The 22,432-nt window shown below is 59.9% G+C and carries 24 protein-coding genes; 11 read left to right on the forward strand and 13 right to left on the reverse strand.

Features of this window, described 5'->3' with window-relative positions; genetic code table 11:
• Nucleotides 1-392: 392 nt before the first annotated feature.
• From IEX27_RS05285 to IEX27_RS05295, 3 genes are all read left to right on the forward strand, one after another.
• On the forward strand, nucleotides 393-1,274 hold the full coding sequence (locus IEX27_RS05285; RefSeq protein WP_244630221.1) for a LysR family transcriptional regulator: 882 nt from the start codon (nucleotides 393-395) through the stop codon (nucleotides 1,272-1,274).
• Nucleotides 1,275-1,418: 144 nt separating this feature from the next.
• Nucleotides 1,419-1,862 (forward strand): DoxX family protein, encoded by a 444-nt coding sequence (locus tag IEX27_RS05290; RefSeq protein ID WP_188719890.1) that lies wholly within the window; start codon nucleotides 1,419-1,421, stop codon nucleotides 1,860-1,862.
• An 81-nt stretch (nucleotides 1,863-1,943) separates the two neighbouring features.
• A complete protein-coding gene (locus IEX27_RS05295; protein ID WP_188719891.1) occupies nucleotides 1,944-2,894 on the forward strand; it encodes a glutathione S-transferase family protein in 951 nt (316 codons plus the stop codon).
• Nucleotides 2,895-3,008: 114 nt separating this feature from the next.
• On the opposite strand, the gene IEX27_RS05300 is transcribed toward IEX27_RS05295, so the two are convergent.
• Nucleotides 3,009-3,410: a MerR family transcriptional regulator gene (locus IEX27_RS05300; RefSeq protein WP_188719892.1), complete on the reverse strand. Its 402-nt coding sequence runs from the start codon at nucleotides 3,408-3,410 to the stop codon at nucleotides 3,009-3,011.
• Nucleotides 3,411-3,564: 154 nt separating this feature from the next.
• On the opposite strand from IEX27_RS05300, the gene IEX27_RS05305 reads away from it, so the two are divergent.
• Nucleotides 3,565-5,709: a heavy metal translocating P-type ATPase gene (locus IEX27_RS05305; RefSeq protein WP_188719893.1), complete on the forward strand. Its 2,145-nt coding sequence runs from the start codon at nucleotides 3,565-3,567 to the stop codon at nucleotides 5,707-5,709.
• Between the two features lie 64 nt (nucleotides 5,710-5,773).
• Here IEX27_RS05305 and IEX27_RS05310 read toward each other — a convergent pair whose 3' ends face one another.
• The 4 genes from IEX27_RS05310 to IEX27_RS05325 form a co-directional block, all read right to left on the reverse strand.
• On the reverse strand, nucleotides 5,774-6,277 hold the full coding sequence (locus tag IEX27_RS05310) for a prolipoprotein diacylglyceryl transferase (RefSeq protein WP_188719894.1): 504 nt from the start codon (nucleotides 6,275-6,277) through the stop codon (nucleotides 5,774-5,776).
• Nucleotides 6,278-6,428: 151 nt separating this feature from the next.
• Nucleotides 6,429-7,337 carry a substrate-binding domain-containing protein gene (locus tag IEX27_RS05315; protein WP_188719895.1) on the reverse strand — a complete coding sequence of 303 codons (909 nt, stop codon included), beginning with the start codon at nucleotides 7,335-7,337 and terminating at the stop codon, nucleotides 6,429-6,431.
• A 2-nt stretch (nucleotides 7,338-7,339) separates the two neighbouring features.
• Nucleotides 7,340-7,858, reverse strand: a complete 519-nt coding sequence (locus IEX27_RS05320) for a c-type cytochrome, methanol metabolism-related (protein ID WP_188719896.1) — start codon at nucleotides 7,856-7,858, stop codon at nucleotides 7,340-7,342.
• Between the two features lie 110 nt (nucleotides 7,859-7,968).
• Entirely contained in the window at nucleotides 7,969-9,882 is a 1,914-nt protein-coding gene (locus tag IEX27_RS05325; RefSeq protein WP_188719897.1) for a methanol/ethanol family PQQ-dependent dehydrogenase, read from the reverse strand.
• Between the two features lie 435 nt (nucleotides 9,883-10,317).
• Between IEX27_RS05325 and IEX27_RS05330 the strand changes: the two genes are divergently transcribed.
• Nucleotides 10,318-10,668: a hypothetical protein gene (locus IEX27_RS05330; RefSeq protein WP_210315501.1), complete on the forward strand. Its 351-nt coding sequence runs from the start codon at nucleotides 10,318-10,320 to the stop codon at nucleotides 10,666-10,668.
• 9 nt (nucleotides 10,669-10,677) lie between these two features.
• Here the strand turns inward: IEX27_RS05330 and IEX27_RS05335 are convergent, their stop codons facing one another.
• Nucleotides 10,678-10,887 (reverse strand): hypothetical protein, encoded by a 210-nt coding sequence (locus IEX27_RS05335; protein WP_188719898.1) that lies wholly within the window; start codon nucleotides 10,885-10,887, stop codon nucleotides 10,678-10,680.
• A 269-nt stretch (nucleotides 10,888-11,156) separates the two neighbouring features.
• On the opposite strand from IEX27_RS05335, the gene IEX27_RS05340 reads away from it, so the two are divergent.
• The gene (locus IEX27_RS05340; protein WP_188719899.1) at nucleotides 11,157-11,537 is read left to right on the forward strand and encodes a c-type cytochrome; all 381 of its coding nucleotides are present in this window, start codon (nucleotides 11,157-11,159) and stop codon (nucleotides 11,535-11,537) included.
• 123 nt (nucleotides 11,538-11,660) lie between these two features.
• Here IEX27_RS05340 and IEX27_RS05345 read toward each other — a convergent pair whose 3' ends face one another.
• The 6 genes from IEX27_RS05345 to pedA1 all read right to left on the reverse strand — a co-directional run bounded on the left by IEX27_RS05345 (nucleotide 11,661) and on the right by pedA1 (nucleotide 16,795).
• Complete coding sequence (locus tag IEX27_RS05345) at nucleotides 11,661-12,314, reverse strand: hypothetical protein (RefSeq protein ID WP_188719900.1); 654 nt, start codon at nucleotides 12,312-12,314, stop codon at nucleotides 11,661-11,663.
• Nucleotides 12,311-13,177 carry a lanthanide ABC transporter permease protein PedC gene (pedC, locus tag IEX27_RS05350; protein ID WP_188719901.1) on the reverse strand — a complete coding sequence of 289 codons (867 nt, stop codon included), beginning with the start codon at nucleotides 13,175-13,177 and terminating at the stop codon, nucleotides 12,311-12,313. Before pedC ends, IEX27_RS05345 begins: the two co-directional genes overlap by 4 nt.
• The gene (gene pedB / locus IEX27_RS05355) at nucleotides 13,167-13,958 is read right to left on the reverse strand and encodes a lanthanide ABC transporter ATP-binding protein PedB/LutE (RefSeq protein WP_188719902.1); all 792 of its coding nucleotides are present in this window, start codon (nucleotides 13,956-13,958) and stop codon (nucleotides 13,167-13,169) included. The genes pedC and pedB overlap by 11 nt, the downstream gene beginning before the upstream one ends.
• A 45-nt stretch (nucleotides 13,959-14,003) precedes the next feature.
• Nucleotides 14,004-14,483, reverse strand: a complete 480-nt coding sequence (locus IEX27_RS05360; RefSeq protein ID WP_188719903.1) for a cupredoxin domain-containing protein — start codon at nucleotides 14,481-14,483, stop codon at nucleotides 14,004-14,006.
• Nucleotides 14,484-14,554: 71 nt separating this feature from the next.
• Nucleotides 14,555-15,526 (reverse strand): YVTN family beta-propeller repeat protein, encoded by a 972-nt coding sequence (locus tag IEX27_RS05365; protein ID WP_188719904.1) that lies wholly within the window; start codon nucleotides 15,524-15,526, stop codon nucleotides 14,555-14,557.
• Between the two features lie 42 nt (nucleotides 15,527-15,568).
• A complete protein-coding gene (gene pedA1 / locus IEX27_RS05370; protein ID WP_244630222.1) occupies nucleotides 15,569-16,795 on the reverse strand; it encodes a lanthanide ABC transporter ABC transporter substrate-binding protein PedA1 in 1,227 nt (408 codons plus the stop codon).
• A 210-nt stretch (nucleotides 16,796-17,005) separates the two neighbouring features.
• Between pedA1 and IEX27_RS05375 the strand changes: the two genes are divergently transcribed.
• From IEX27_RS05375 to IEX27_RS05395, 5 genes are read left to right on the forward strand one after another with little or no spacing between them, the layout of a single operon-like run.
• The gene (locus IEX27_RS05375; protein ID WP_188719905.1) at nucleotides 17,006-18,115 is read left to right on the forward strand and encodes a (5-formylfuran-3-yl)methyl phosphate synthase; all 1,110 of its coding nucleotides are present in this window, start codon (nucleotides 17,006-17,008) and stop codon (nucleotides 18,113-18,115) included.
• Nucleotides 18,112-18,750, forward strand: a complete 639-nt coding sequence (locus IEX27_RS05380) for an amino acid kinase family protein (RefSeq protein ID WP_188719906.1) — start codon at nucleotides 18,112-18,114, stop codon at nucleotides 18,748-18,750. Before IEX27_RS05375 ends, IEX27_RS05380 begins: the two co-directional genes overlap by 4 nt.
• Nucleotides 18,747-19,298, forward strand: coding sequence for a flavoprotein (locus tag IEX27_RS05385; RefSeq protein ID WP_188719907.1), 552 nt, complete (start codon nucleotides 18,747-18,749; stop codon nucleotides 19,296-19,298). Before IEX27_RS05380 ends, IEX27_RS05385 begins: the two co-directional genes overlap by 4 nt.
• Nucleotides 19,291-20,712 (forward strand): DUF6513 domain-containing protein, encoded by a 1,422-nt coding sequence (locus tag IEX27_RS05390; RefSeq protein ID WP_188719908.1) that lies wholly within the window; start codon nucleotides 19,291-19,293, stop codon nucleotides 20,710-20,712. Before IEX27_RS05385 ends, IEX27_RS05390 begins: the two co-directional genes overlap by 8 nt.
• The gene (locus IEX27_RS05395; protein ID WP_188719909.1) at nucleotides 20,712-21,287 is read left to right on the forward strand and encodes a DUF447 domain-containing protein; all 576 of its coding nucleotides are present in this window, start codon (nucleotides 20,712-20,714) and stop codon (nucleotides 21,285-21,287) included. The genes IEX27_RS05390 and IEX27_RS05395 overlap by 1 nt, the downstream gene beginning before the upstream one ends.
• A 68-nt stretch (nucleotides 21,288-21,355) precedes the next feature.
• On the opposite strand, the gene IEX27_RS05400 is transcribed toward IEX27_RS05395, so the two are convergent.
• A complete protein-coding gene (locus IEX27_RS05400; protein WP_188719910.1) occupies nucleotides 21,356-22,393 on the reverse strand; it encodes a hydantoinase/oxoprolinase family protein in 1,038 nt (345 codons plus the stop codon).
• Between the last annotated feature and the right edge of the window lie 39 nt (nucleotides 22,394-22,432).

Raw genomic sequence — 22,432 nt, forward strand, 5'->3', positions numbered from 1 at the left:
TTTCGTAAGCTCCGCGCGGCGTTCGAGCCCCTGCCATTTTCCAGCGGGTGCAGGAGCGGCCACAGCCTGAAAAACGGAGAGCATGCAAACAAGCACGAACGTCAGCACAGCTGACGCAACAATAAGGCTATGGCGGTGCTTGTCCGCGTAAGGCAAGAGCCCTCTCCGATTTCGGCTAGATAACTGTTATGTGAGGCTCTGTCGTGCGACAGTCAACCTTTCACTTACCTAATACGCAAATATGAGTGAGAGGTTATGACAATGTCGTTGCGACGCGCTTTTTTCCCGATTTGTCGCGGCGTGTTTCTGCCCGTTCGCCCGAGTCGGCAACAGCAGAATTTTCGGGACAGAACTGCGCAGGGTGCATGATGGACAGGCTTGAGTGTGACCGAATGTTTGCCGCAGTGATGGACGCCGGCAGCTTCACCAAGGCGGCAGCCAAACTAGGCACAACCTCGGGCCAGGCTTCCAAGCTCGTGTCGCGTCTCGAAGCCGAGCTTGGCGTTCACCTGCTGAACCGCACGACGCGCGCCGTTGCGCCTACGGAAGCAGGCCGCGCCTATTATGAGCGGCTGCGCCAGTTGCTCGATGAATACGATGATCTGGACCTTTCCGTGCGCAACATCTCGCAGACACCGCGCGGACGGTTGCGGATCACGGCGCCGCTCACTTTCGGTACGCTGGAGCTGGCCGGCGCGCTCTCCGAGTTCGCAGCGCTCTATCCGGCAATATCGCTCAACGTCAGCTTCGAGGATCGGCTCGTCAATGTCGTGGAAGAAGGATACGACGTCGCGGTGCGCGTCGGCAAACCGGTCGATTCAACGCTCATCGCCCGGCGTCTCTGCGACGTGCGTGTCGTGGCAGTGGCTTCTGGATCCTATCTCGAGCAGCACGGCACGCCCAGTTCTCCGGAAGATCTTGCTGCACATCAGTGCATCCTCGATACCAACTTCCGCGATCTCAACCGCTGGCCGTTCCAGGGCGCCGATGGCAAAACGATCACCGTTGCGGTGAACGGGCGGCTCTGCTTCTCCAATGCCGAGGCATGCCTGCGCGCCGCCGAAGCTGGGCTCGGTATCGCATATCTACCCGGGTTTGTGGCGAGCGATGCACTCCGCAACGGAACGCTCCGCCCGGTGCTGACAGAGTACGGCGCCGGGTACGGCATCTTCGCGCTCTATCCGCACAGCCGGCACCTCGCGGCAAACGTCCGCGCGCTCGTTGACTTCCTGGCTGAGCGTTATCGTGGGGCGGTGGACTGGGTTGCCGAATGATTGTGATTGCTTCCTGAATGGAAGCAATCATCTTCCAGGAGCGTGGATTATCAACGTAACGGGAGGGTGCCATTTTCCCTTTGAGTTTGACGGCGGGCCTTGTTGAGGACGCCACGATCACAACGATCACAAGGGAAACCGAAAATGGCAAACATCACCAACACCGCTCGGACGCAATCGTCCATCATCAGCAATGTCTCGGATGCCGACCTCGCAGCCTTCATTCTGCGCGCTACGATGGGTATTCTTTTCATCATCCATGGCGGGCTGAAGCTTTTCGTCTTCACACCGGCTGGTACGGCACAGTTCTTCGAAAGCATCGGCTTCGCCGGATTCCTAGCCTATCCGGTCATCGCGATTGAGATTCTTGGCGGCATCGCCCTTCTCCTCGGCGTCGGCACCCGTTGGGTTTCGCTGGCACTGGTGCCTGTCATGCTCGGCACGATCTACGCACCGCACGGCGCAGCAGGCTTCTTCTTCTCCAATGCCGGCGGCGGCTGGGAATACCCGGCATTCTGGTCGGTCGCACTGATCGTTCAGGCCCTGCTCGGCAGCGGCGCCTACGCTCTGACCGGCAAGCGCGCCTAAGGATCGACACGCACACGCACACCATCTTTGCCGGCGGGATGCCGGCAAAGGCACTGCAATGAACTAAAAGGAAAAGCCACCATGCTCGTAAACGGAAAATGGACCGCCGACTGGCAGCCGGTGCAGGCCAAGGACGAGAAGGGTGGCTTTGTCCGCCAAACCTCAAGTTTCCGCAACTGGATCACACCCGACGGCAGCGCTGGCCCCACCGGTGAAGCTGGCTTCCAGGCCGAAGCCGGGCGCTACCACCTCTATGTTGCGCTGATCTGCCCCTGGGCGTCGCGCACGCTGATCGGCCGCAAGCTCAAGAAGCTTGAGGACGTGATTTCCGTCTCCGTGGTGCAACCGGTGCTTTCCGATCAGGGGTGGCGTTTCGGTGACTATCCCGGCGCTACACTCGATGACGTGAACGGCGCGACCTACATGCACGAGCTCTACACCCGCGCTGATCCGCAGGTCTCCGGCCGCGCGACCGTTCCGGTGCTCTGGGACAAGAAGCTTGGCACGATCGTCAACAATGAGTCCGCTGACATCCTGCGGATGATGAATTCCGGCTTCGGTGATCTGGCTGATCAGTCGGTGGATCTTTACCCGGAAGCGTTGCGGGCCGACATAGATGCGTTGAACGAACGCATCTATCCAAAGCTCAACAATGGCGTTTACCGCGCAGGCTTTGCCACGACGCAGGTCGCCTATGAGGAGGCGTTCCGAGACGTGTTCGACATGCTGGATGAGCTTGAGGAGCGCATGTCGGACGGTCGCCAGTTCCTCTTTGGCGATGCCCTCACGGAGGCTGACATCCGGCTGTTCGTCACGCTGGTCCGATTTGATGCGGCGTATTACGGCCTGTTCAAGTGCAACCAGCGCAGGCTCGTCGACTACCCGCACCTCAATGATTACCTGCTGCGGACGCTGGACATTCCCGGCGTGCGCGAGACGGTCAACATCGACCACATCAAGGCCGGGTACTATTCCATCAAGGCTCTGAACCCGACGGGCATCGTGCCGGTCGGCCCGGAACTGCCGTTCTAACTGAGACCCTTATCTGAGCCCGTCCAAGGAAGAGTTCCAGTTTGCTTGGCCATACTAGCTCGTGGTTCGACAAGCTCACCATGAGGTAGTATGGCGGCCTGGACCGCAGACAATTCAGTTCGACAGCGCTTCAATAATGCGGCAGTCGGCGATGGCGCCGTGGCTGCTGTGGCTGATCATTCGATCGAGTTCCTTCTTCAGCGCGGTGAGGTCGGCGATCTTGCGAACGACCTCGTCGCGGTGGATGCGAGCTATCTCGTCCACCGCCTCGCAGGAACGCGTGCTGTCATCCGACAGCGTCAGCATGGCCCGGACTTCGTCGAGAGAGAAGCCCAGATCCCGCGCGCGGCGGATGAAGTGCAGGCGCTTCAGGTGCGCTTCTTCATAAGCGCGATAATTGCCAGCCGTGCGCGCTGGCTCCGGCAGCAGGCCTGACTTCTCATAGAACCGGATCGTCTCCACCTTCGTGCCGGTTTCCCGGGCGAGATAGCCGATGGTCAGGCTGCGCGCTTCCATCATAGTTCTCCTGCTTTCCACACTGCACATGTAAGCTTTCGAATTGTCACCGTCGAGGGGTTGACCCTGTAGTGACTACAGGGATTATATCGGGTGCCATACGAAGAATAGTGCCCCCTGCAGGCGTTCATCGCAGGGTGCCCAAGGTGATGGTATGGCAACTCCGACTTCCTACAGGCTGCATATCGCGGACATGGATTGCGCCTCCTGCGCGATCAAGATCGAAACGGCAATCAAGCGGCTTCCCGGCGTGAGCGACATCGAGGTGAACGCCGGGTCTGGCCTCCTGTCGCTGAAGCTCGACGAGGATCGCACCCAGCCCTCTGATATCGCGGCCCGCGTGAAAGCACTTGGCTACAAGCCTGTGGAAGCGGGCGAGGGCCACTCAGGGCACCTTCATAGCCACGCCCACGGGCACGACCATGATCACGGTGAGGCTTGGTGGCAGGGCACGAAGGCGATACTTGCAGCCCTGTCCGGTCTGCTCTTTGCGCTGGCTTTCGCTGGAAGCTATCTGTTTCCCGAGCAGGAAGGGCTCTTCTTCACCATTGCCGCCGCCCTCAGCGTGCTGCCGTTCATGCGGCGTGCGGTGGCCGGGGCGATGCTCGGCGCGCCCTTTTCCATCGAGACACTGATGAGCGTGGCCGCCATCGGCGCCATCATCATCGGTGAATCTGCAGAGGCTGCCGCCGTCGTGTTCCTGTTTGCCGTGGGCGAGTTGCTGGAGAACGTGGCGGCAGGACGCGCGCGCGCCGGCATAAAGGCGCTGGTGAACCTCGTGCCCCGCACGGCAAGGCGCGAGACACCGGACGGGCAGATCCAGGAAATTGCGGCTGTAGAGCTTGCTGTCGGCGATGTTGTGCAGGTCCGCCCCGGTGACCGGGTGCCTTCCGATGGCGAGATCATCGAGGGTCGATCGCAGCTTGATGAGTCGCCCGTGACAGGCGAGTCGGTGCCCGTCGCGAAGGATGTGGGGGCTGCGGTCTATGCCGGAAGCGTCAACAGCGATGGTCTGCTGCGGGTGCGAATCACGCGGACCGCTGCAGACAACACAATCGCGCGCATCATCCATCTCGTGGAAGAAGCGCAGCAGACAAAGGCGCCCACGGCTCGGTTCATCGACCGTTTCGCCTCGCGCTACACGCCTGCGGCGATGGTGGTCGCGGCGCTGATCGCCATCGTTCCGCCGCTGTTTTTCGGCGGGACATGGCACGTGTGGATCTACCGTGGCCTTGCAACGCTGCTCATCGCCTGCCCCTGTGCGATGGTCATCTCGACGCCTGCTGCAATTGCTTCTGGTCTGGCCGCCGGTGCGCGGCGTGGATTGCTGATCAAGGGCGGTGCGGCGCTTGAAACCCTCGGGCACGTCAAGACGGTCGGCTTCGACAAGACCGGCACGCTGACGATTGGCAAGCCGCAGGTGACGGATGTCGTGGCACTGGCCGGACTGGAGGATGCCGTGCTTGCCAAGGCTGCTGCCGTCGAGCGCGGCTCCAGCCATCCCCTGGGGCTCGCCATCGTGCAGGCGGCAGAGCAGCGGAACCTCGACATTCCCAACGCCTTCGGCGCAACGGCGACGGCTGGCAAGTCAGTCCGTGCAAGACTGCGGGACGGATTTGTGGACGTTGGTTCACCCCGCTTTGCCGAAGAGGCCGGCGTTCTGGACGAGGCTGCGCGGGTGAAGATCGACGCCCTTGAGTCAGAGGGCAAGACGGTCGTCACCGTGATTTCAGGGAACAAGTTGCTTGGGTTGATCGCTCTTGCCGACACGCTGCGCGACGATGCAGCGGACGGCATGCAAAAGCTTCAGAACCTTGGCGTCAAGCCTTTCATGCTGACCGGCGATAACGCCCGGGCGGCAAAGGCGGTAGCAGCCCGGCTGCGGCTCGACTTCGAGGCCGAGCTGTTGCCGGAGGCGAAGCTTGCAAAGATCAATGCGCTGAAGGAGCGCGGCCCGGTTGCCATGGTGGGCGATGGCATCAACGATGCGCCTGCGCTTTCCACTGCAAGCGTTGGCGTTGCCATGGGCGGCGGCACGGACGTGGCGCTGGAAACGGCGGAAGCTGCCATTCTCAAGGACCGCGTGGTCGGCGTTGCTGAGCTGATCGCGCTGTCGCGGGCGACGCTCGGCAATATCCGGCAGAATGTCACGATCGCCATCGGCCTCAAGGCCATCTTCCTCGTGACGACGCTCCTCGGAATGACATCGCTATGGATGGCGATCCTGGCGGATACGGGCGCTACGGTTCTGGTGACGGCCAATGCGCTCAGGCTGCTTGCCTTCAGGCCGAAGGTATAAGCTCAAATGAAAGGGCGGCTTTGAGGCCGCCCTTGGTCAATGTTTTCACGTGAATCAATGTTATTTAGCAGTCCTTATCGGCCTTGGCGGCCATGGTCTGCTGGCCTTCCTGCTGAGCTTCAACGTCCTGCTGCGAAGTGGCAATGTCAGCGCCGCTCTTGTCGGATTCGCTGCTCTGAAGCGGCATGTTGTTGCCGTCCTTCTGAACCGTGTCAGCTGCTGCAGTGTCTGTCGACTGGCTGTCGGATGCGGCACCCGCCGGACGTTCGGCCGTCTGAGTGCTGTCCGTGGAGGCGTTTGGTGTGGTCGCGCCAGACGAGGTGTCCGTGGATGCCTGTTGTTCGCTCGACGTCTGCGCTCCTTCCAGAGGAGCCCTCGAGCCGTCCTTGGCAATCCGGTTGGCGTCGGCCGAGCCGGCGTTCGTGTCGCCTGAAGCTGAACCGGTAGCGGCCGGATGGTTCGTGGAGGCGGTGGTGCTGGTATCTACGCATTCATCTGCTAGGGCAAAGCCTGCAGACATGGAGAGTGCAAGTGCGCTGATTGCTGCGATCCGTGTAAATCCGGACATGGGCGTTTCCTTCCTTGTTTCCCAGAATTGGGGCTTGTGAACCGAACCGCATCGGACGCGAGATGTTCCCCGCACTGCTGTTTCTTTCATCAGCAAGCGGGGCTCGACACTCTCTTGGTCAGTCAAGGAAGGCAGTCGTGGATCACCCAGGCTACTGGGTGATCGGCTTGTCGTTCTCGTCCAGAAGCGGGACGTTGTAGTCCAGCAGGAGCTTGTTGATCTCCTCCTGGTTATCTTGGATCAGACGGTTTAGCGTCCGTTTCCACTCCTGATCGGAGGGGCGCACTCCCATGGTGATACGATAGCTCTGACGCGAGCTACCTTGCTCCTTCACCAGCGGAACCATGGTGAGCTCTTCCGAAGCATTCTTGACGTAGTAGCCGGCCATCGGTCCCCAAACGGCGGCAGCGTCGATGTTGCCGCTCAGCAAATCGCGGACCATCAGCTCCGCTGCCGGAGGCACTACGCGGGTATCAACCATCAGGGGATAGATCTTTGCCGTCTTCATCAGCCCAGCCTTGATCAGGCTCGTGCCAGGGGGTGTGGTATCGACCACCCCCACACGCTTGCCCGCGAGCTTCGGGTCGCTGATCGTTTCGACACCGTCCAGATCGCCGCCCTTCTTGTAGATGAGCACGTACGAGGAGCGGTAATAGTGGTTGGTGTTCTGAACCTGCTCGTCACCCTGAGGATAGCCCATGATGATATCGCAGCGGTTTGCACGCAACGTGTTGCGCACGAAGCCGGTCGCCATTGGATACCAGGTGTATTGCACGGACTTGCGGCCGAGCTTCTCGGCCACCAGTTCCGCGAGCTTGTTCTCGAATCCCTCGCCCTTCTCGTTGGAGTAGGGCATGCTGGAGGGATCCGCGCAGACGCGCAGATGTTCAGGATCAACGAGTTCCAGAGCCCGCTGCACCGCCCCATTCGCTGCATTGCCCTCGGACGGGCTCGCCAGATGGAAGAGGGCGAAGGCTGCAGCCAGCGCGAGGCCGCGTGAAACGTAGTTCCTGCACGATACTGTGGCGCTGGCGCGCGGTGATCCTTGGCTATTGAACATGGTCAGCCTTCCATGCAGCTGCGCTCTGCTTCGGCTGCCGCCTCTGTCTTGTCTTCACGCTTCGGCGGACGACCGCGCGGCATGCCGCCGACGGCACGAGCCCGAAGGTAGACATAGAGATCGTCCATGTAGCAATAGACGTTCTTGTTGTCGCCAAAGGCAGGCATCACGTTTTCCTTGCCGCCGCCGACGTTCTTACGTCCTTCCGCGACGATGGAGATGAACGTGCCGTAATCCATTTTCTTCAGAGATTCGGCGAGTGCGGGAGCGTAACTCGATCCCACCCCGTCAGGTCCATGGCAGACATGGCAATCAGAGTGATAGCGACGGTAACCGCTGAAGGTGAACCAGTCGACGACGCCTTCGGGTGAAATATTGTAAGTAGGCACTCCGTCCGCATCGAAATACTTGCCGTCTTCATTCGACACCGCCTTGGCGGCTTCCTTGGAGTCTTGTGCGTTGACGGGAGTGAGAGAAGCAATAGCGATGATAAATGCCGAAACGGCCAAGCGAACTGCCATGAGAGCCTCATATTGTGGATAATCGAACAAGAAAGCCCGGCCGGTTTTTGCCGGGCTTTCTTTAGACAAACCCATTTCTGGGCACGGATCAGTTCGATCCCGGGTTGGTATTAGTCCGGAAGACCGAACACGGTCAGCTGACCACCGAGAGCGGTGTAGTCAGCCAGAGCTGCGTAACCACCCACTGCGCCGAGACCTGCGGTGCCGATCGCCTGCTGCTGATCGGTCGGAGCGCGGTCACCAGCCACTGCCTGCTGCCAGGCTTCCGCACCTTCAGCCTGCAGGAGGCCGCCCGCCAGACCGATACCGGCCCAGCCGCCGACGCCCGACAGAACAGCGAGGTACTGCTTGCCGTCATGCTCGAAGGTGTTCACGTTGCCGATGATGCCGGACGGGGTCTTGAACTTGTAGAGTTCCTTGCCTTCCGTATCGACGGCCTTGATGTAGCCTTCCAGCGTGCCGTAGAAGATCACGTCGCCAGCGGTCGCCAGAGCACCGGACCATACCGAGAACTGCTCAGGGATTGACCAGACGATTTCACCCTTGGCAGCATCCCAGGCAATGAAGTTACCCATGCCGCCATGGCTGTCTGGGGTCGGATACATGGACACCGATGCGCCGACGTAAGGCTGGCCGGCGGTATAGCTCACCCGGTAGGGCTCGTAGTCCATGCAGACGTGGTTGGTCGGCACGTAGAAGAGCTTGGTCTTGGGTGAGTAAGCAGCTGGCTGCTGGTCCTTGGTACCAAGAGCTGCAGGGCAGATGCCGGTGGTGTTGGTGTCTTCACCGTTCTGGTGGGTCGAGTACTCGGCAACTACCTGCGGACGCCCGTATTGGTCGCTGTTTGGATCCATTTCAACGTGGGTTGCCCAGTTGACCTTCGGATCATACTTCTCGGCAACGAGAAGCTCACCGGTTGCGCGGTCAAGCGTGTAGGCAAAGCCGTTGCGGTCGAAGTGAACCACTACGTCACGGGGTTCGCCGTTGATCTTCATATCGTCAACGAGAATGTTTTCATTCACGCCGTCGTAGTCCCATTCGTCATGGGGCGTCATCTGGTAGACCCACTTGGCGGTGCCCGTGTCTGCATCGCGCGCAAACAGGGTCATCGACCAACGGTTGTCGCCGGGGCGCTGTACCGGGTTCCAGGTGGAGGGGTTGCCGGTACCGTAATAGATAAGGTTCAGTTCAGGATCATATGCGTACCAGCCCCAGGTGGTGCCGCCACCGGTCTTCCACTGGTCACCTTCCCAGGTTGCAATGCCTGAGTCAGGTCCGACTGGCTTGCCAAGATGGGTCGTGTTTTCAGGATCCATCAGCGTTTCAGCGTCCGGACCCGTGGAGTAGGCGCGCCAGGCGACGGAACCGTCAGACAGGTTGTAGGCCGTCACGTGGCCCCGGACGCCGAACTCAGCACCGGAGATACCAACCAGAACCTTGTCCTTGAACACCATGGGTGCGGAGGTACCGGACTCTGACAGGCTGCCGTCCTTGTGCTCGCCGTTCAGCACTTCCCAGACCACCTTGCCCGTCTTGGCATCCAATGCCACGAGGGTCGTGTCAGCCTGGTACTGCAGGATCAGAGCAGGGCGGTCGCCTTCCGGCGGCGCATAGGCAACACCACGGTTGACGGTGTCGCAGCACATGATCGGAATAACATTGGCATCCTGCTGCGGCTCGTATTTCCAGAGGATCTTGCCGTCGTTATTCAGGTCAAGGGCATATACGATGTTCGGGAACGGCGTATTGAAGTACATCACGCCATCATGAACCAGTGGACCACCTTCGTGGCCGCGCAGGACGCCAGTGGAGAAGCTCCACTTTACCTGCAGATTCTTCACGTTGTCCTTGTTTATCTGGTCAAGTTCTGAATACCGGGTGTTGGCGTAGTCGCCAGTCGGCATGATCCAGTTCTTTGAGTCTTTCGATAGCTCGATAAGCTGCTCATTGGCCTGTACGGCCAAAGGCGAGCAGCACATCAGCGCAGCCACCGATAAGAAGGCTGTAGTCTTGAGCACACGCATTAAAAGTCCTCCCGACGATCAAAAGTGACAATCGCTGCGCAGGGCTTCTCCCAAGCGCTACACGCGACCATTATGTCAGGGGAATATTTCCGGCAGCGTGTCACGACCGAAGCCCAGGTGAGCAGCGGGCACCTTAAGCTGCCCACCTCACTTGGCCTACGAAAGACAAGCTCCGCTCCCTAGACGAAGAAGTCCTTTGAAGCCGGAAACAAAAATAGATTAAGACAGATTGTCACAACGCACAAGCTTAAAAGTCTGCCCCAAGATGTTGCAATGCAAAATATATTTATTGCAACGCAATATTGCTGATTTTTGTAAAATTCGGGAGTCAATCAGCAAGCAAAAAATTCTTTCAAGCAAGACTTTGGGTGTTAGTATGACTCAGCCAATGGACATATGAATTGTCTCGACAAGATGTCGATGCGGAGGAATTTCATGAGAAAAAGGGGCCTGGCCGCAATGGGCGGTGTGCTCGGGATGCTTGCCGTCTCCGTCTCACCCGCCAGCGCGGCGAACGACTATCCTACGGTCGCAGTTGCAGACTACGTGGTGGCCTGCATGATCAGCAACGGCCAGACGCGTCAGGTGCTGGAGCGCTGTTCTTGCTCCATAGACGTCATCTCGTCCATCATGTCCTACGATGATTACGTGAAGGCGGAGACGGTTGCCCGCATGCAGCAGATGACCGGCGAACGAAGTGCAATCTTCCGTGAGACAGCACCTTCAAGGCAGTCTTTGGCGGCCATCAGGCGTGCCCAGGCGGAAGCCGATATCCGTTGTTTCTAAAGATTTCCGTCAGATCTTCCGCACAACATCCGGGTTTACGCATTCCCAGCGCTTGACGCGGAATCCGGGATGGCTATCCATCCAGCGGGCGATGTGGGGCTGAGCGCGGACCATGCACTGCATCTCAGTGCCGTCGTTTTCAAAGTAGATGTGCTCGGTGCGGCAGTGGCTTGCATCGCTCGCAAGGCAAACTGTCAGCATGAGATCAAAGACAATCATGGGCACCTCCATTCGGTGAATGGAACTTTATGCGTGTGTGCGGATTACTGCGGTGCCAGACAGTCGTCTTAAGTCTAAGCTAGGGTCCTTCGTGGAAGCCGTCAACGGAATAGAGGCAGAGCCTGAATTCCACAGGCGGACGGATGCGGCGTTGCTGTCCTTGACTTCCTGGTTGTGCCGGATAGCTTTGTGATATAGGGACGGAAACGGTTTAGGGGATCCGATACCCGAAAAATGGGCGCCCCCACAAGATCAAGGATAGTAGTGAAATGTTGCACAAATATATGCTTGCGCTCGTGCCAGTAGCGGCGCTCATGGCTGGTTCGGCCCATGCGCAGGACGCGGCCGCCGGTGAGAAGGTGTTTGCGAAGTGCAAGGCCTGCCACGTGGTGGAAGAAGACCAGAACAAGGTAGGTCCGTCGCTCAAGGGCGTAGTAGGCCGCAAGGCTGCTGCCCATGAGGGCTTCAAGTATTCGCCTGCAATGATTGAAGCTGGTGAAAACGGTCTCGTGTGGGATGAAGAGAACCTCGCCGAGTTCATCGCTAACCCGAAGGGCAAGGTGCCGAAGACCAAGATGGTGTTCCCGGGCCTCAAGAAGGAAGACGAGATCACCAATCTCATCGCCTATCTGAAGCAGTTCAGCAGCTAATCAGCTGATCGGAACGCCGCTCTGATGGCGGTCCGAACACGGCAGATTATCCGATAGCCAGGCCTCGCGGTCTGGCTATTGTCGTTTGGAGAAGTTGAGCGGCGTGGTTGGCCTGGAAAGAAGCTAACCCTTCTTGTCCGCGATCAACGGAACGATCGTATTCGCCAGACGGTAAAGGCGCTGTTCGATGAGCGTGGGAACCTCGCAGACATAGGTGATGGACTGCGCGCGTTCCTGGAACATTCGGGTGCTGAAGTTGAAGGCTTCAGTCTGGCGCTGGACTTCCGTCGGGTTCGCCTTCGGATCGCGGGTGAGGGAATCAAGCGCAAGGTTTTCCTTGCGGATGCTGTCAGCCAGCCTGATCTGCTTTTGCGCAACGCGCTCGATGCCGGACATGACATGCGAACGCTCCTGGTTCATGTGCTCGAACAGCCCTTCGGCGAGCTTGAAAAGCCGCTGATCGTGTTCTTCAGGCTTCAGCGATTCAGCGAAATCGCGAATTCTCTGCTGCGCTTCCTCCATGGGGACGCGACGCTGCGCAAGCTCCTGAACGAGGTCGGCCACCTCCCGATCCTCCCGCCAGTCCTTTGCCTCCTCCGGAATTTCCGGGCCGTTCCAGATCTGCGGCAGCGATAACTCGGGCACCTTGCGCTGGACGCAGGGCCAAAGATCTTCAGGTTCCGTCTGCTGCGATGGCTGTTGAGCCGCCGCCTGCGACAGAAGCAATGCAAGCACTGACATGACCACGCCCGTTGTTCGGGCAGGCAGACGCATCATGAGTTTCCTCCTGCGGCCGGTTTACGGGACATGAGCCCGCGCGAAGGATCATAGGCTATGACCGCTCCGGTGAGAAAGACAATAGTGCAGCCGGCAACAACCAATAATGATGTCATATGCAGCTGACCGTAGAAAGCAAAGCGAATCAGTTCCACGGCGTAGGTGAAGGGATTTGCCTGACAGATCTTGTAAAGGAGCGGACTTGCCTCCTGTATTCGCCACAGCGGATAAAGCGCTGAAGAGGCAAAATACATCGGGAAGATGACGAAGTTCATGATGCCGGCGAAATTTTCCAGCTGCTTTATAATCGAGGACAGCAGCATGCCGAGGGAGCCCAGCATCAGGCCCGCGAGCAGAAGCGCCGGCAGGACGGCGATGTAGCCGAAGGGCGGAGGCTTCACGCCCCAGAACCAGGCGATGCCAAGGAAGACGTAGACCTGGGCGAGCGACACGGCGACACCGGCCAGCAGTTTGGAAACGAGCAGATACCAGCGTGGGAAGGGACTGATCAGTAGCGTGCGCATGTTGCCCATCTCACGGTCATAAACCATGGAGAGGGAGGACTGCATGCCGCTGAAAAGCAGGATCATGCCGGCGAGACCGGGCGTGATGTAGATTTCATAAAGCACATAGGTCTTGTAGGGCGGCACGATCGAGACGCCGAGCACCTGGCGGAACCCTGCGGCGAAGATGAAGAGCCAGACCAGCGGTCGCACGAGCGAGGAGATGAAACGCTCCCGCTGGTGCAGGAAGCGCAGCGCCTCGCGGATCAGGATCCCCTTCATGCAGGTGAGGTAGGGTCCAATCCCATAAGGGCGTGAGAGCGGCTCGGGCGTCGTGACCTGCGGAGTGTCAAGGCTCATGGCTCAGGACCTCCTGCAGCTCCACCTTCCGGCAAAGCTTGTTGAATGCTTCCTCCACGGTGAGGGTGCCAGCATGGGTCATGATCGCCTGCAGCGGCCCCGCCGCAGTTACAACACCCTGTCGCAGCATGACGCCATGGTCGCGAACGTCCACCTCATCGATCAGGTGGGTGGCCCAGAGAACGCTGATGCCCTGGTTGGCCACGAGCTTGCGGATGAAGGCGACGATGCTCGCGCGGGACTGGATGTCGAGGCCCACGGTGGGCTCGTCCAGTAACAGAAGCCTCGGTTCGTGCAGCAGCGCGCGTGCGATCTCGACACGGCGCATTTGGCCGCCTGAGAGGCTGCGCACCTTGTCTTTCAGCCTCGTTTCCATTTCAACCGTGTGCAGCACCGCTTCAATACGCTGCTTGGTCTGCGCGTGGCTCAGACCATGGAGTGCGGCGTGATAGGCAAGGTTCTGCTTCACGCTCAGGTCCAGGTCGAGCGTGCGCGACTGGAAGACGATGCCGATGCGGCGGAGCGCCTCACGGGGCTCCCGCGCAATGTCGTGGTTGAAGATGCTGATGGAGCCCTTCTGGATACCGAATAGCCGGCTGATGAGCGAGAACAGCGTGGTCTTGCCCGCGCCGTTCAGCCCGAGGAGCATGGCGATCGATCCGGCTGGAACGGAAAAGTTCACGTCCTTGAGGGCAGGGTGCCTGCCATAGGAATGGCTGACACCCTGGACCGCAATGGCAGCGGGCTCGTTTCCCCCCGGAAATGGATGGATGTGCTCCATGTGCTCCATTGGGTGAGAACCCTGAGGGTTGCCACCCAGTTCCCGTTACTTGATGGTAATCGTGCCCTTCATGCCGCGACCTTCAAGATCGGCGACATGCCAGGTGTGCATGCCCGGACGGACGGCGACGAATTGTACCTGGATCGTGCCCTTGGCATCGAACTCAAGCCAGGCTGGCGCGCCGTTCATGTGGACTTCAAGCTCTTCGATGACGATCTGGTTCATCCAGGCGTTGCGGAACAGGTCGGTGAAGAACTTGTACTCCAGATTTCCCTGGGAGGTAATCTTCCAGCGATAGGCCTGACCGGCAACGAGTTCAAAGTCGGTCTGGTTGACGGTGAAATCGTCATCTGCCGAACCGAGGATCAGTTCGGGAAGATCCTTGCTCGCCCTGGTTACCTGCTGCGTCGCCTGCGCCTGGGGGGCATCATCATCGTCGTCGTCCTTGTCCTGCGCCAAAGCCGGCTGGATGTGAAGCATGGCCGCGATCGACGCTGCAACAAGGGCATAGAAATACTTACGCATGAATTTCTCCTCCTTACATGGTTGGTCAGACAGGACAGCCTCCATGTCCCATATGCCTCAAGGCGTTGGCATCAGTTTGGAGCAACAACCACGCCCCATGGCTGGTCCCCGACCGTTACCGACTGCACCGGTTCATCGGTTGCGACATCGATGAAGGTCACGTCGTTGGAAATGCCGTTCGTGCTGATGATGTACTTCTGGTCAGGGGTGAACGCGAGCTGCCAGACGCGCTGACCGACCAGCACATATTTGGTCACTTCGTAGGTGCTGGTGTCGATCACGGCCACGCGGTTTGCCGGCCCAAGCGCCACATATGCCTTGGTGCCATCCTCGCTGATACGAACGCCGACGGGCTGGATCGATTCGGTGCGCAGGCCGGGGATCTCGAAGGTGATCTTGTGCTTGATTTCGCGGCTTTCATTGTCGATTACCGAAACCGTGCCGCCGATTTCAGCACTGACCCAGACTTCCGAGCCGTCCGGATTGAACTCGGCAAAACGCGGACGCGAATCCACGAGCACGTTGTGGGTGATCTCATGCGTTTCCGTATCGATGAAGTGGGCCATGTTCGTCGTTTCCGACGTATTGACCAGCGTCTTGCCGTCCGGGCTCATGCCCATGCCTTCCGGCTCCACACCCACCGGGATCTCCACGATCATGCGCTTGGTCTCGACGTCGATCACGGTGACGAGGTTGTCGTCCTCGTTGGCGACGTAAAGCCTCTTGCCGTCAGGCGACAGAACGAAGAGCTCAGGATCCGGACCGGAGGGCAGGGTGCCGACGATCTTGTTCGTCGCGGTGTCGATGATTTCGACAGTGTCGTCATCGCTCGCGCAGAGATAGACGTACTTGCCGTCGTGCGAGATGGTAATGCCGCGCGGCCGCTGCCCCACGTTGATGGTCTCGATGACCTCCATGGTTTCCGTATCAACGATGGAAACGGAGTTCCCGCGCTCGTTCGAAATATAGGCCTTGTAGGCCAGAGCCGGCGTTGCAGTTGATGCCATCAGCGATATCGCTAAAAGCGGCAGATATCGTCGCATGCATTTCCTCCCTATTTGTTCTTGAACTGCCGAGTGCTTGGATCAGAGCTGACATGCGGTCTCGGGTTGATCGACGCCGAGCGTGTCGAGTTCGGATACCTGATGCAGGAAACCCTCCTGTGGTGACGTTGAGACAACCTGGCTGCCATCGCCAAGGAACACAGGCTGGCGAAGCTGCTGATTCCACTTGCGGTAGGTGAGCCGCTGGCCACGGAATGCTGCGACCTGGAAGTCATCCGAGCGAATGAACTCGGCGAGCTTTTCCGTTTCCCCGCTCTGGGTGCGGGTGGCCGCTTCGCCGATGCTGCGCACAGCCGTCCAGGCGTTCATGTCGACGGAGATCATGCGGCGCTTGACGGCCTTTTCGAACCGATTCTGGATCTGCGTCCCGCCCCATTGCTCGCTTGCCGGATGCCAGGAGGAGGGCCGCAAGCCGGCGCTTCCTGCAACAGGCCTCGGAACCCACGTCCGATAGGGAAGATATCCGGCAAAGACCTCACTTTCGTCAGCCGCCAGCAACACGTCATGGGCCGGCAGGTCCTGGGTGAAGACCGGCATCAGGCGCTGGATCTGCGTTACGCCCGTGTCACTGCGGCGGGCCGTGCCTGTATCTTCGAACTCCTTTTCGGCCACGATGCTGCCGCCGAAACGTTCAGCGGCGCGGCGGAGCGCTTCCGCAAACAGCTTGTCCTCCTCATGGGAGCCATAGATCAGCACCCAGTTCCGCCACTGCTTCCAGATCAGGTACTGCGCCAGCCCGTCCGCCAGCATCGAATAGGTTGGTGCGGTATGGAAGACATTGGCGCGGCACTGTTCCTCACGCAACGCATCCTCGCGCGAAGCAACATTGAAAACAATGATGCCCTGCTCGCGGCCCGCATCGGCTATCGCCAGCAGTTGCTCAGCAGAAAGATCGGCAAGCACGAATTTCACACCGCTCTGAACCATCTGGTTAAATGGTTCGACAGCATCTTCATTCGGTTTTATCTGTACCACATCGAGCGTAAACTTCTGACCGAGGAAGGAACCGGTGGTATTGTTATCGACAATCGCAACCTGGGCGCCGGCAACACCAGCATCGGCGGGTGGAATGTCCATGACGGACAGTGCCAGCTCCGGCTCATATGCGCGAAGGTAACCGATCTTGATTTCGATCGGCGTTTGACCGCCGGCTGCGTTTGACCCGCCCTGCGCGAACGCTGCGGAGACATTGAAGACGAAAAGAACCAAAAGAGGCAGCAAGAAGTTGGGCACTCTTTTATTTGTCACAACAACCCTCCTGCTGAAGATCGCATCTTCGCAGCCCAAATTTGTCAAATGGATAGGTGCCTAAACATCAGTCTAGTGAGATTGGATATTTTGACAATGGCATATATTCCCGGTTCATATGGCAAAAGTTCCCGAACCATCGTTTGTGGTTTGCATTTGGCGTAAATATTGTAGCAATTGGTGCTATGTACGGGTCAGCGGGAGGTGTCGATGGTTAGGTTGCTGGCGAGCGTCAATGGCGTAAACGAGGCTGAAACAGCGCTACTCGGCAATGTCGATATCATCGACCTGAAGAACCCCGCCGATGGCGCATTGGGTGCCCTGCCACCGCAGGCGGTGCGCGAGGTGGTGGACTTCATCGCTGGCCAGAAGCCGGTGAGCGCGGTCTGCGGAAACCTCGCGATGGACCCCGGGCAGGTTCTGAAGGCAGCCGAGACCTATGCCGCTACCGGCGTCGACTATCTGAAGATCGGACTGCTGCGGGAACCGGAAGCAGCCGCCTGCATCCGCGCACTCGGGGAATTGGCCAAAAGCGTTAAAATCGTCGCCGTGCTTTTTGCCGATCAGGAGCCGGACCATGAGTTGCTGCCCCTGCTTGTCGAAAATGGGTTCCATGGCGTGATGCTGGACACGGCAGAAAAGAGCACGGGCGGGTTGTTGCGCAAACTCTCCGTCGATCGGGTGGCACGCTTCGTGGCCCAAGCCAAGGCGTTGCAGCTCAAGGTGGGCCTCGCCGGATCGCTGGAAGCGCCTGACATTCCCCGGCTTCTTCCGCTGGAACCGGATTTTCTCGGCTTCCGCAGCGCACTTTGCACCAGTGGCCGCGACAGCGCGATCGATGAAGACGCGATCCGCAGCATCCGTTTGCTCATCCCTGAAGAAGTGAAGGCCAACGGTGCGGCGCCTGCCGATTTTCGGCTGCTTGCGCGCGGCTACACGCCGGCGGAGGTGGATCTCGGCACGGACAAGATCTTCGTTCGTGAGTTCGTGCTGCCGATGGAAATCGGCGCCTACAGCCATGAACGCGGGCGCACGCAGAAGGTTCGTTTCGACGTCACGGCAGAGGTGCAGCGCGTCACCGATAATCCGCAGGACATGCGGCACGTCGTTTCCTATGACATCATCATGGACGGGATCCGTACGATCGTCGCCTCCGGGCACATCGACCTCGCCGAAACGCTGGCGGAGAAGGTGGCGAGCCATGTTCTCGCCAATCCGCGCGTGGTGCGAGTTTTCGTGCGGGTCGAGAAGCTGGAGGTTGCGCCGGCGAGCGTAGGCGTGGAAATTGAGCGTGTGCGTCAGGAGGGAAGCACGAGATGAGCCTGATAGTCGTGAAGCTCGGCGGAAGTACCGCTGCCGACACACGGCTCTTCGCTTGGATCAAGGCATTGACCAAGGCCAATGTGCCATTTGTAGTCGTGCCTGGTGGGGGATCCTTCGCGGACCAGGTGCGGGAGGCACAGGGTAGGATCGGCTTTTCCGATGAGGCTGCGCACGAGATGGCGATCCTCGCCATGGATCAGTTTGGCCTGATGCTTTGTGACCTCAGCCCCCGCTTCCGGCCAGCCAGGGAGAGGGAGGAGTTTTGGCAGGTGCTTGAGGAGGGAAACATGCCCGTCTGGCTACCGTCAACCATGACGATCGGGAGGAGCGATATCGCAGCTTCTTGGAGCGTTACGTCGGATTCGCTCTCCGCCTGGCTTGCCGGAACAATCGGGGCGGAAAAGCTCTTGCTGATCAAGCAGACCGACGAATTTTCGGAGGAGGATGACATAGCAGCGCTTCAGAGCAGAGGAATTGTCGACGAGGCGTTCGGCGCGATGATGCGGTCGAACGTGCGCTTGTTTGTGGCTGGCCCACAGCATCTCGCCGAGGCCGCTTCCCTGATGGAGCAGGGCAGGCTGCCGGGGCTCAACATCGCACACGGAACCAGAGCAAGGAGCGCAAGCGCATGACAAAGCTGCATACGCCGCGCTGGGCCTGGGTGCTGACCGGCTCCGGCCACTTCTTCACCGAGAGTTTCGACATGATCCGCGAGCTCGATCATTGCGATATCTTCGTCTCGAAGGCGGCGGAAGAAGTGCTGCGCATGTACAAGCTGAAGCTCGATTTTCCCGAGCATATGCGCATCCTGCGGGACAAGACCGCGAGCTCGATCCCGGTGGGCGAGTTCTATCATGGCGTCTACCATACAGTCGTCATTGCGCCGGCGAGCTCGAATTCCGTGGCGAAATTCGTCTGGGGCATCTCGGATTCGCTGCCCAGCAATGTCTATGCCCAGGCGGGCAAGTGCCGGGTGCCCTCGATCGTGTTCGCCTGCGATACATCGCCCGAGATGATGACGCGAGCACCGCACGGCATGGTGCCGGTCTATCCGCGCCGCATCGATCTGGAGAACACCGAGCGCCTGAAAACTGCCGATTACACGGTGGTGGTGGAAACGCTTGAAGAGCTTACGGATGCCATCAGGGCGCGACGCAAGGTGCTGGAAGGCCATGGCTGAGATCCGCGCGTTCCTCACCGGCAAGCTTGCGCGTCCAAGGCTAGAGAAGGTGCTCACAGGTCTCGGTCAGACGGATTTCGAGTGGCGGATCGTCGACACCGGCGTGAAGATCGCGGCGCTGATGACGGAGGAAATCATCAAGCGGCGGGTTGAGCTTCCGGAGGGGACGTCGCTTGCCGTTCTGCCAGGGCGGTTTCGCGGTGAACCGGAGCGGCTGGCGGAGCACTTCAAGGTTCCTTTCACGCGAGGGCCGGACGAATTGGCGGACCTTCCCGCGTTTCTTGGCAGTGAAGGTGGGCCGCCGGATCTTTCGGAGTATGACATCCGCATTTTCGCGGAGATCGTCGATGCCTCGGCCTTGCCTATCGAAAAGATTGTCGAACGTGCGCAGGCCATGAAGGCTGCGGGAGCCGATGTGGTCGACATCGGCTGCCTGCCGGATACGCCGTTCCCGCATCTTGCCGAAACGGTGCAGGCGCTGAAGCGGCTGGGCATTGCCGTCAGCGTTGATTCCGCCAACCCTGAGGAATTGCGCACGGCGAACCGCGCTGGAGCTGATTTCCTGCTGAGCCTTACCGAGGAGACCCTTTCGATTGCCTATGAAGGCGAGGCGGTTCCGGTGCTGATCCCAGCCGTTCCCGGCGACCTTGCATCGCTTGACCGCACCATCGAACGCGCGAAGGAGAAGGGCCTTCGCTTCATCGTCGATCCGGTCCTGGACCCGATCCATTTCGGCTTTGCTGCGTCGCTGCATCGCTATTACGAGACGCGCCAGCGCTGGCCTGACGTCGAGATCCTGATGGGGACGGGCAACCTGACGGAGCTCACGGATGCCGACAGTGCGGGCATTACGGCAACGATGCTGGGGCTCTGTTCGGAGCTTGCGATCCGCAATGTGCTGGTGGTCCATGTCAGCCCGCATACGGTGCGAACGCTGGAAGAGCACGATCTGGCGCGGCGGATGCTGTTTGCAGCACGCCGGGATGGATCGCTGCCGCGCAAGTATCATGCGGGGCTGCTGCAGGTGCATGACCGCAAGCCCTTCCCGTCGTCAACGGAAGACGTGGCGGAACTCGCCAGCGAGGTGCGGGACAGGAACTTCCGCATCATGACGAGCCCCGAAGGCGTGCATATTTTCAACGCGCAGGGGCACCATGTGGCGCGCGATGCGTTTGAGCTTTTCCCGAAGCTTGGTGTTGAGAACGACGGCGCGCATGCCTTTTATCTCGGCGCGGAGCTTACCAAGGCGGAGATCGCCTGGAGCCTCGGCAAGCGCTACGCACAGGATGAGCCGCTCAACTGGGGCGTGGCGGTGCCGGAGCGGGTGGAGGAGCGTTCGCGCCTGAAAGAGGCCGGGCACACGCTGCGGCTGAAGAAGAACGCTGGCAACAGCGACGAGGAAGAGGAAGGCTGATGCCGTATATTCGCGAGTCAATCCTCACGACCGTGGACGGCGAGGGCGAGGTTCACATCGCGCCGCTCGGAATCATCCAGGATGGCGAACACTGGATCATCGCGCCGTTCCGCCCCTCCAAGACGCTCGACAATCTCCTGATGAACCCGGTCGCCGTTGCGAGCTACACGGATGACGTGCGGATCTTTGCCGGATGCCTGACCGGGCGCAAGGATTGGCCGATCGTGAGCATCAAGGACTGTCCGGTGCCGCGGCTCGCAGCCGCTCTCGCCCATAGCGTGCTGGAGGTCGTCGGTACGCAGGATGACGAGGTGCGTCCGCGCTTCCGCTGCCGTGTGATTTCAGAGGAAGCGCACGCGCCGTTCCTCGGCATGAATCGCGCCAGGGCGGCGGTTCTGGAGCTCGCCATTCTGGTGAGCCGCCTCAACATGCTGCCACAAGAGAAAATCGAAGCCGAGCTCGCCTATCTCAAGATCGCCATCGACAAGACCGCCGGGCCGGAGGAACTCGAGGCATGGGACTGGCTGATGGAACGCGTGAACGACCATTTTCGCGATCAGCTGCCGACGATCTAAATCATGTGCAGACCAATCTGAAGCCCTCGTGGTTCGGCAAGCTCACCATGAGGGAGTTTGTGCTTGGTTCACAACCCAGGTACGGCCAATAGTGCTACCGCAGCGGCAGGGGCTGCGTCGCTTGCGGAAATGCGGCAGCTGTCTTCCGAGGGGAGCAATTCCGCAAAATCGATGAACTTCCGGTCCAGCCGCTGGGCGAGGCGCTTCACCTGCCAGCGGCCGATGCCGGCGCCGATCAGCGGTGCGTCATCCGGCAGGTCGCCCGAGACAAGGATCGCGGCATCGTGGATGGTGCGCAGCTGCCGCTCGGCAAACCAGAGTGCGATCTGCCGCCACTCGTAGTCGCGGAGGTCGCCGGCGTCGTGTCCCACGAGCCGTGACACCCGGGCGATCGAAGCCTCGACGGTCTTCGGGCCATTGTCGGCAGTGCGGTGCTGGTCGTCCTCGTCGCGTAGCACACCGAGGATGCGGTAGACGTCGGACATCGAGGCAAAATACTCATTCATCAGCGGCGTGAAGCGCCCGCGAACCGGCGCTTCGGATGCCACGGCGATGGGGAAGCTGCGGACGAACCCAGTGTAGACGAGCTCGCCATGCGCGAGCCGTTCGGCGTCGGTGTAACCCGAGGCCTGCACCTTGCCATCGCGGATGCGGAGTATGTCTGTGGTGGTCGAGCCCATGTCAACGAACAGCGCGTCGGGGCGGAGCGAGCCCACGAGCGATGCGGTGGCGTGCCAATTCGCGGAGGCAACCTCCATCGGTATTTCGGCGGCCCGTTCCACGGAAACGAGGCCGGAGCGGGTGGCGTAAATCAGGTTGCGCGTGGTTGGAAATCGTTGTGCGATCTCCCGCAGGAGACCGGCGACGCCCTCGGCGCGTGTGGGATAAGCCTCGGATAGCTCACCGGTCATGGTGAAGGCGCAGACCGGCGCATCTTCGTAAAGGTGGCGCGATTGGTGGAGGGCGGCGTCCAGCGTCTCCATGCCCATCCAGAGCGGCATGCCGACGGTCATGGCAGCCACGACGCGGCCGTGCTCCACCCGCACCACCTTCAGATGCGCGCCGCCAATGTCGAAACCGACAACAGGATTTGAGCGTTCCGGCATCCGAGTTCACCTTGCTGCGTGATGAGACTAGAGTGGCGC

The organism is Nitratireductor aestuarii, from assembly GCF_014641695.1.
Taxonomy (GTDB): Bacteria; Pseudomonadota; Alphaproteobacteria; order Rhizobiales; family Rhizobiaceae; genus Chelativorans; species Chelativorans aestuarii.

Coding starts and splice junctions, on each gene's coding strand:
- IEX27_RS05385 (WP_188719907.1), top strand. CDS start 18,747: ATGACAAAGCTGCATACGCCGCGCTGGGCCTGGGTGCTGACCGGCTCC.
- IEX27_RS05315 (WP_188719895.1), bottom strand. CDS start 7,337: ATGTTCAATAGCCAAGGATCACCGCGCGCCAGCGCCACAGTATCGTGC.
- IEX27_RS05400 (WP_188719910.1), bottom strand. CDS start 22,393: ATGCCGGAACGCTCAAATCCTGTTGTCGGTTTCGACATTGGCGGCGCG.
- IEX27_RS05290 (WP_188719890.1), top strand. CDS start 1,419: ATGGCAAACATCACCAACACCGCTCGGACGCAATCGTCCATCATCAGC.
- IEX27_RS05365 (WP_188719904.1), bottom strand. CDS start 15,526: ATGCGACGATATCTGCCGCTTTTAGCGATATCGCTGATGGCATCAACT.
- IEX27_RS05305 (WP_188719893.1), top strand. CDS start 3,565: ATGGCAACTCCGACTTCCTACAGGCTGCATATCGCGGACATGGATTGC.
- IEX27_RS05375 (WP_188719905.1), top strand. CDS start 17,006: ATGGTTAGGTTGCTGGCGAGCGTCAATGGCGTAAACGAGGCTGAAACA.
- IEX27_RS05310 (WP_188719894.1), bottom strand. CDS start 6,277: ATGTCCGGATTTACACGGATCGCAGCAATCAGCGCACTTGCACTCTCC.
- IEX27_RS05295 (WP_188719891.1), top strand. CDS start 1,944: ATGCTCGTAAACGGAAAATGGACCGCCGACTGGCAGCCGGTGCAGGCC.
- IEX27_RS05325 (WP_188719897.1), bottom strand. CDS start 9,882: ATGCGTGTGCTCAAGACTACAGCCTTCTTATCGGTGGCTGCGCTGATG.
- IEX27_RS05340 (WP_188719899.1), top strand. CDS start 11,157: ATGTTGCACAAATATATGCTTGCGCTCGTGCCAGTAGCGGCGCTCATG.
- IEX27_RS05335 (WP_188719898.1), bottom strand. CDS start 10,887: ATGATTGTCTTTGATCTCATGCTGACAGTTTGCCTTGCGAGCGATGCA.
- IEX27_RS05285 (WP_244630221.1), top strand. CDS start 393: ATGTTTGCCGCAGTGATGGACGCCGGCAGCTTCACCAAGGCGGCAGCC.
- IEX27_RS05360 (WP_188719903.1), bottom strand. CDS start 14,483: ATGCGTAAGTATTTCTATGCCCTTGTTGCAGCGTCGATCGCGGCCATG.
- IEX27_RS05395 (WP_188719909.1), top strand. CDS start 20,712: ATGCCGTATATTCGCGAGTCAATCCTCACGACCGTGGACGGCGAGGGC.
- IEX27_RS05330 (WP_210315501.1), top strand. CDS start 10,318: ATGAGAAAAAGGGGCCTGGCCGCAATGGGCGGTGTGCTCGGGATGCTT.
- IEX27_RS05345 (WP_188719900.1), bottom strand. CDS start 12,314: ATGATGCGTCTGCCTGCCCGAACAACGGGCGTGGTCATGTCAGTGCTT.
- IEX27_RS05380 (WP_188719906.1), top strand. CDS start 18,112: ATGAGCCTGATAGTCGTGAAGCTCGGCGGAAGTACCGCTGCCGACACA.
- pedB (WP_188719902.1), bottom strand. CDS start 13,958: ATGGAGCACATCCATCCATTTCCGGGGGGAAACGAGCCCGCTGCCATT.
- IEX27_RS05300 (WP_188719892.1), bottom strand. CDS start 3,410: ATGGAAGCGCGCAGCCTGACCATCGGCTATCTCGCCCGGGAAACCGGC.
- IEX27_RS05390 (WP_188719908.1), top strand. CDS start 19,291: ATGGCTGAGATCCGCGCGTTCCTCACCGGCAAGCTTGCGCGTCCAAGG.
- pedC (WP_188719901.1), bottom strand. CDS start 13,177: ATGAGCCTTGACACTCCGCAGGTCACGACGCCCGAGCCGCTCTCACGC.
- IEX27_RS05320 (WP_188719896.1), bottom strand. CDS start 7,858: ATGGCAGTTCGCTTGGCCGTTTCGGCATTTATCATCGCTATTGCTTCT.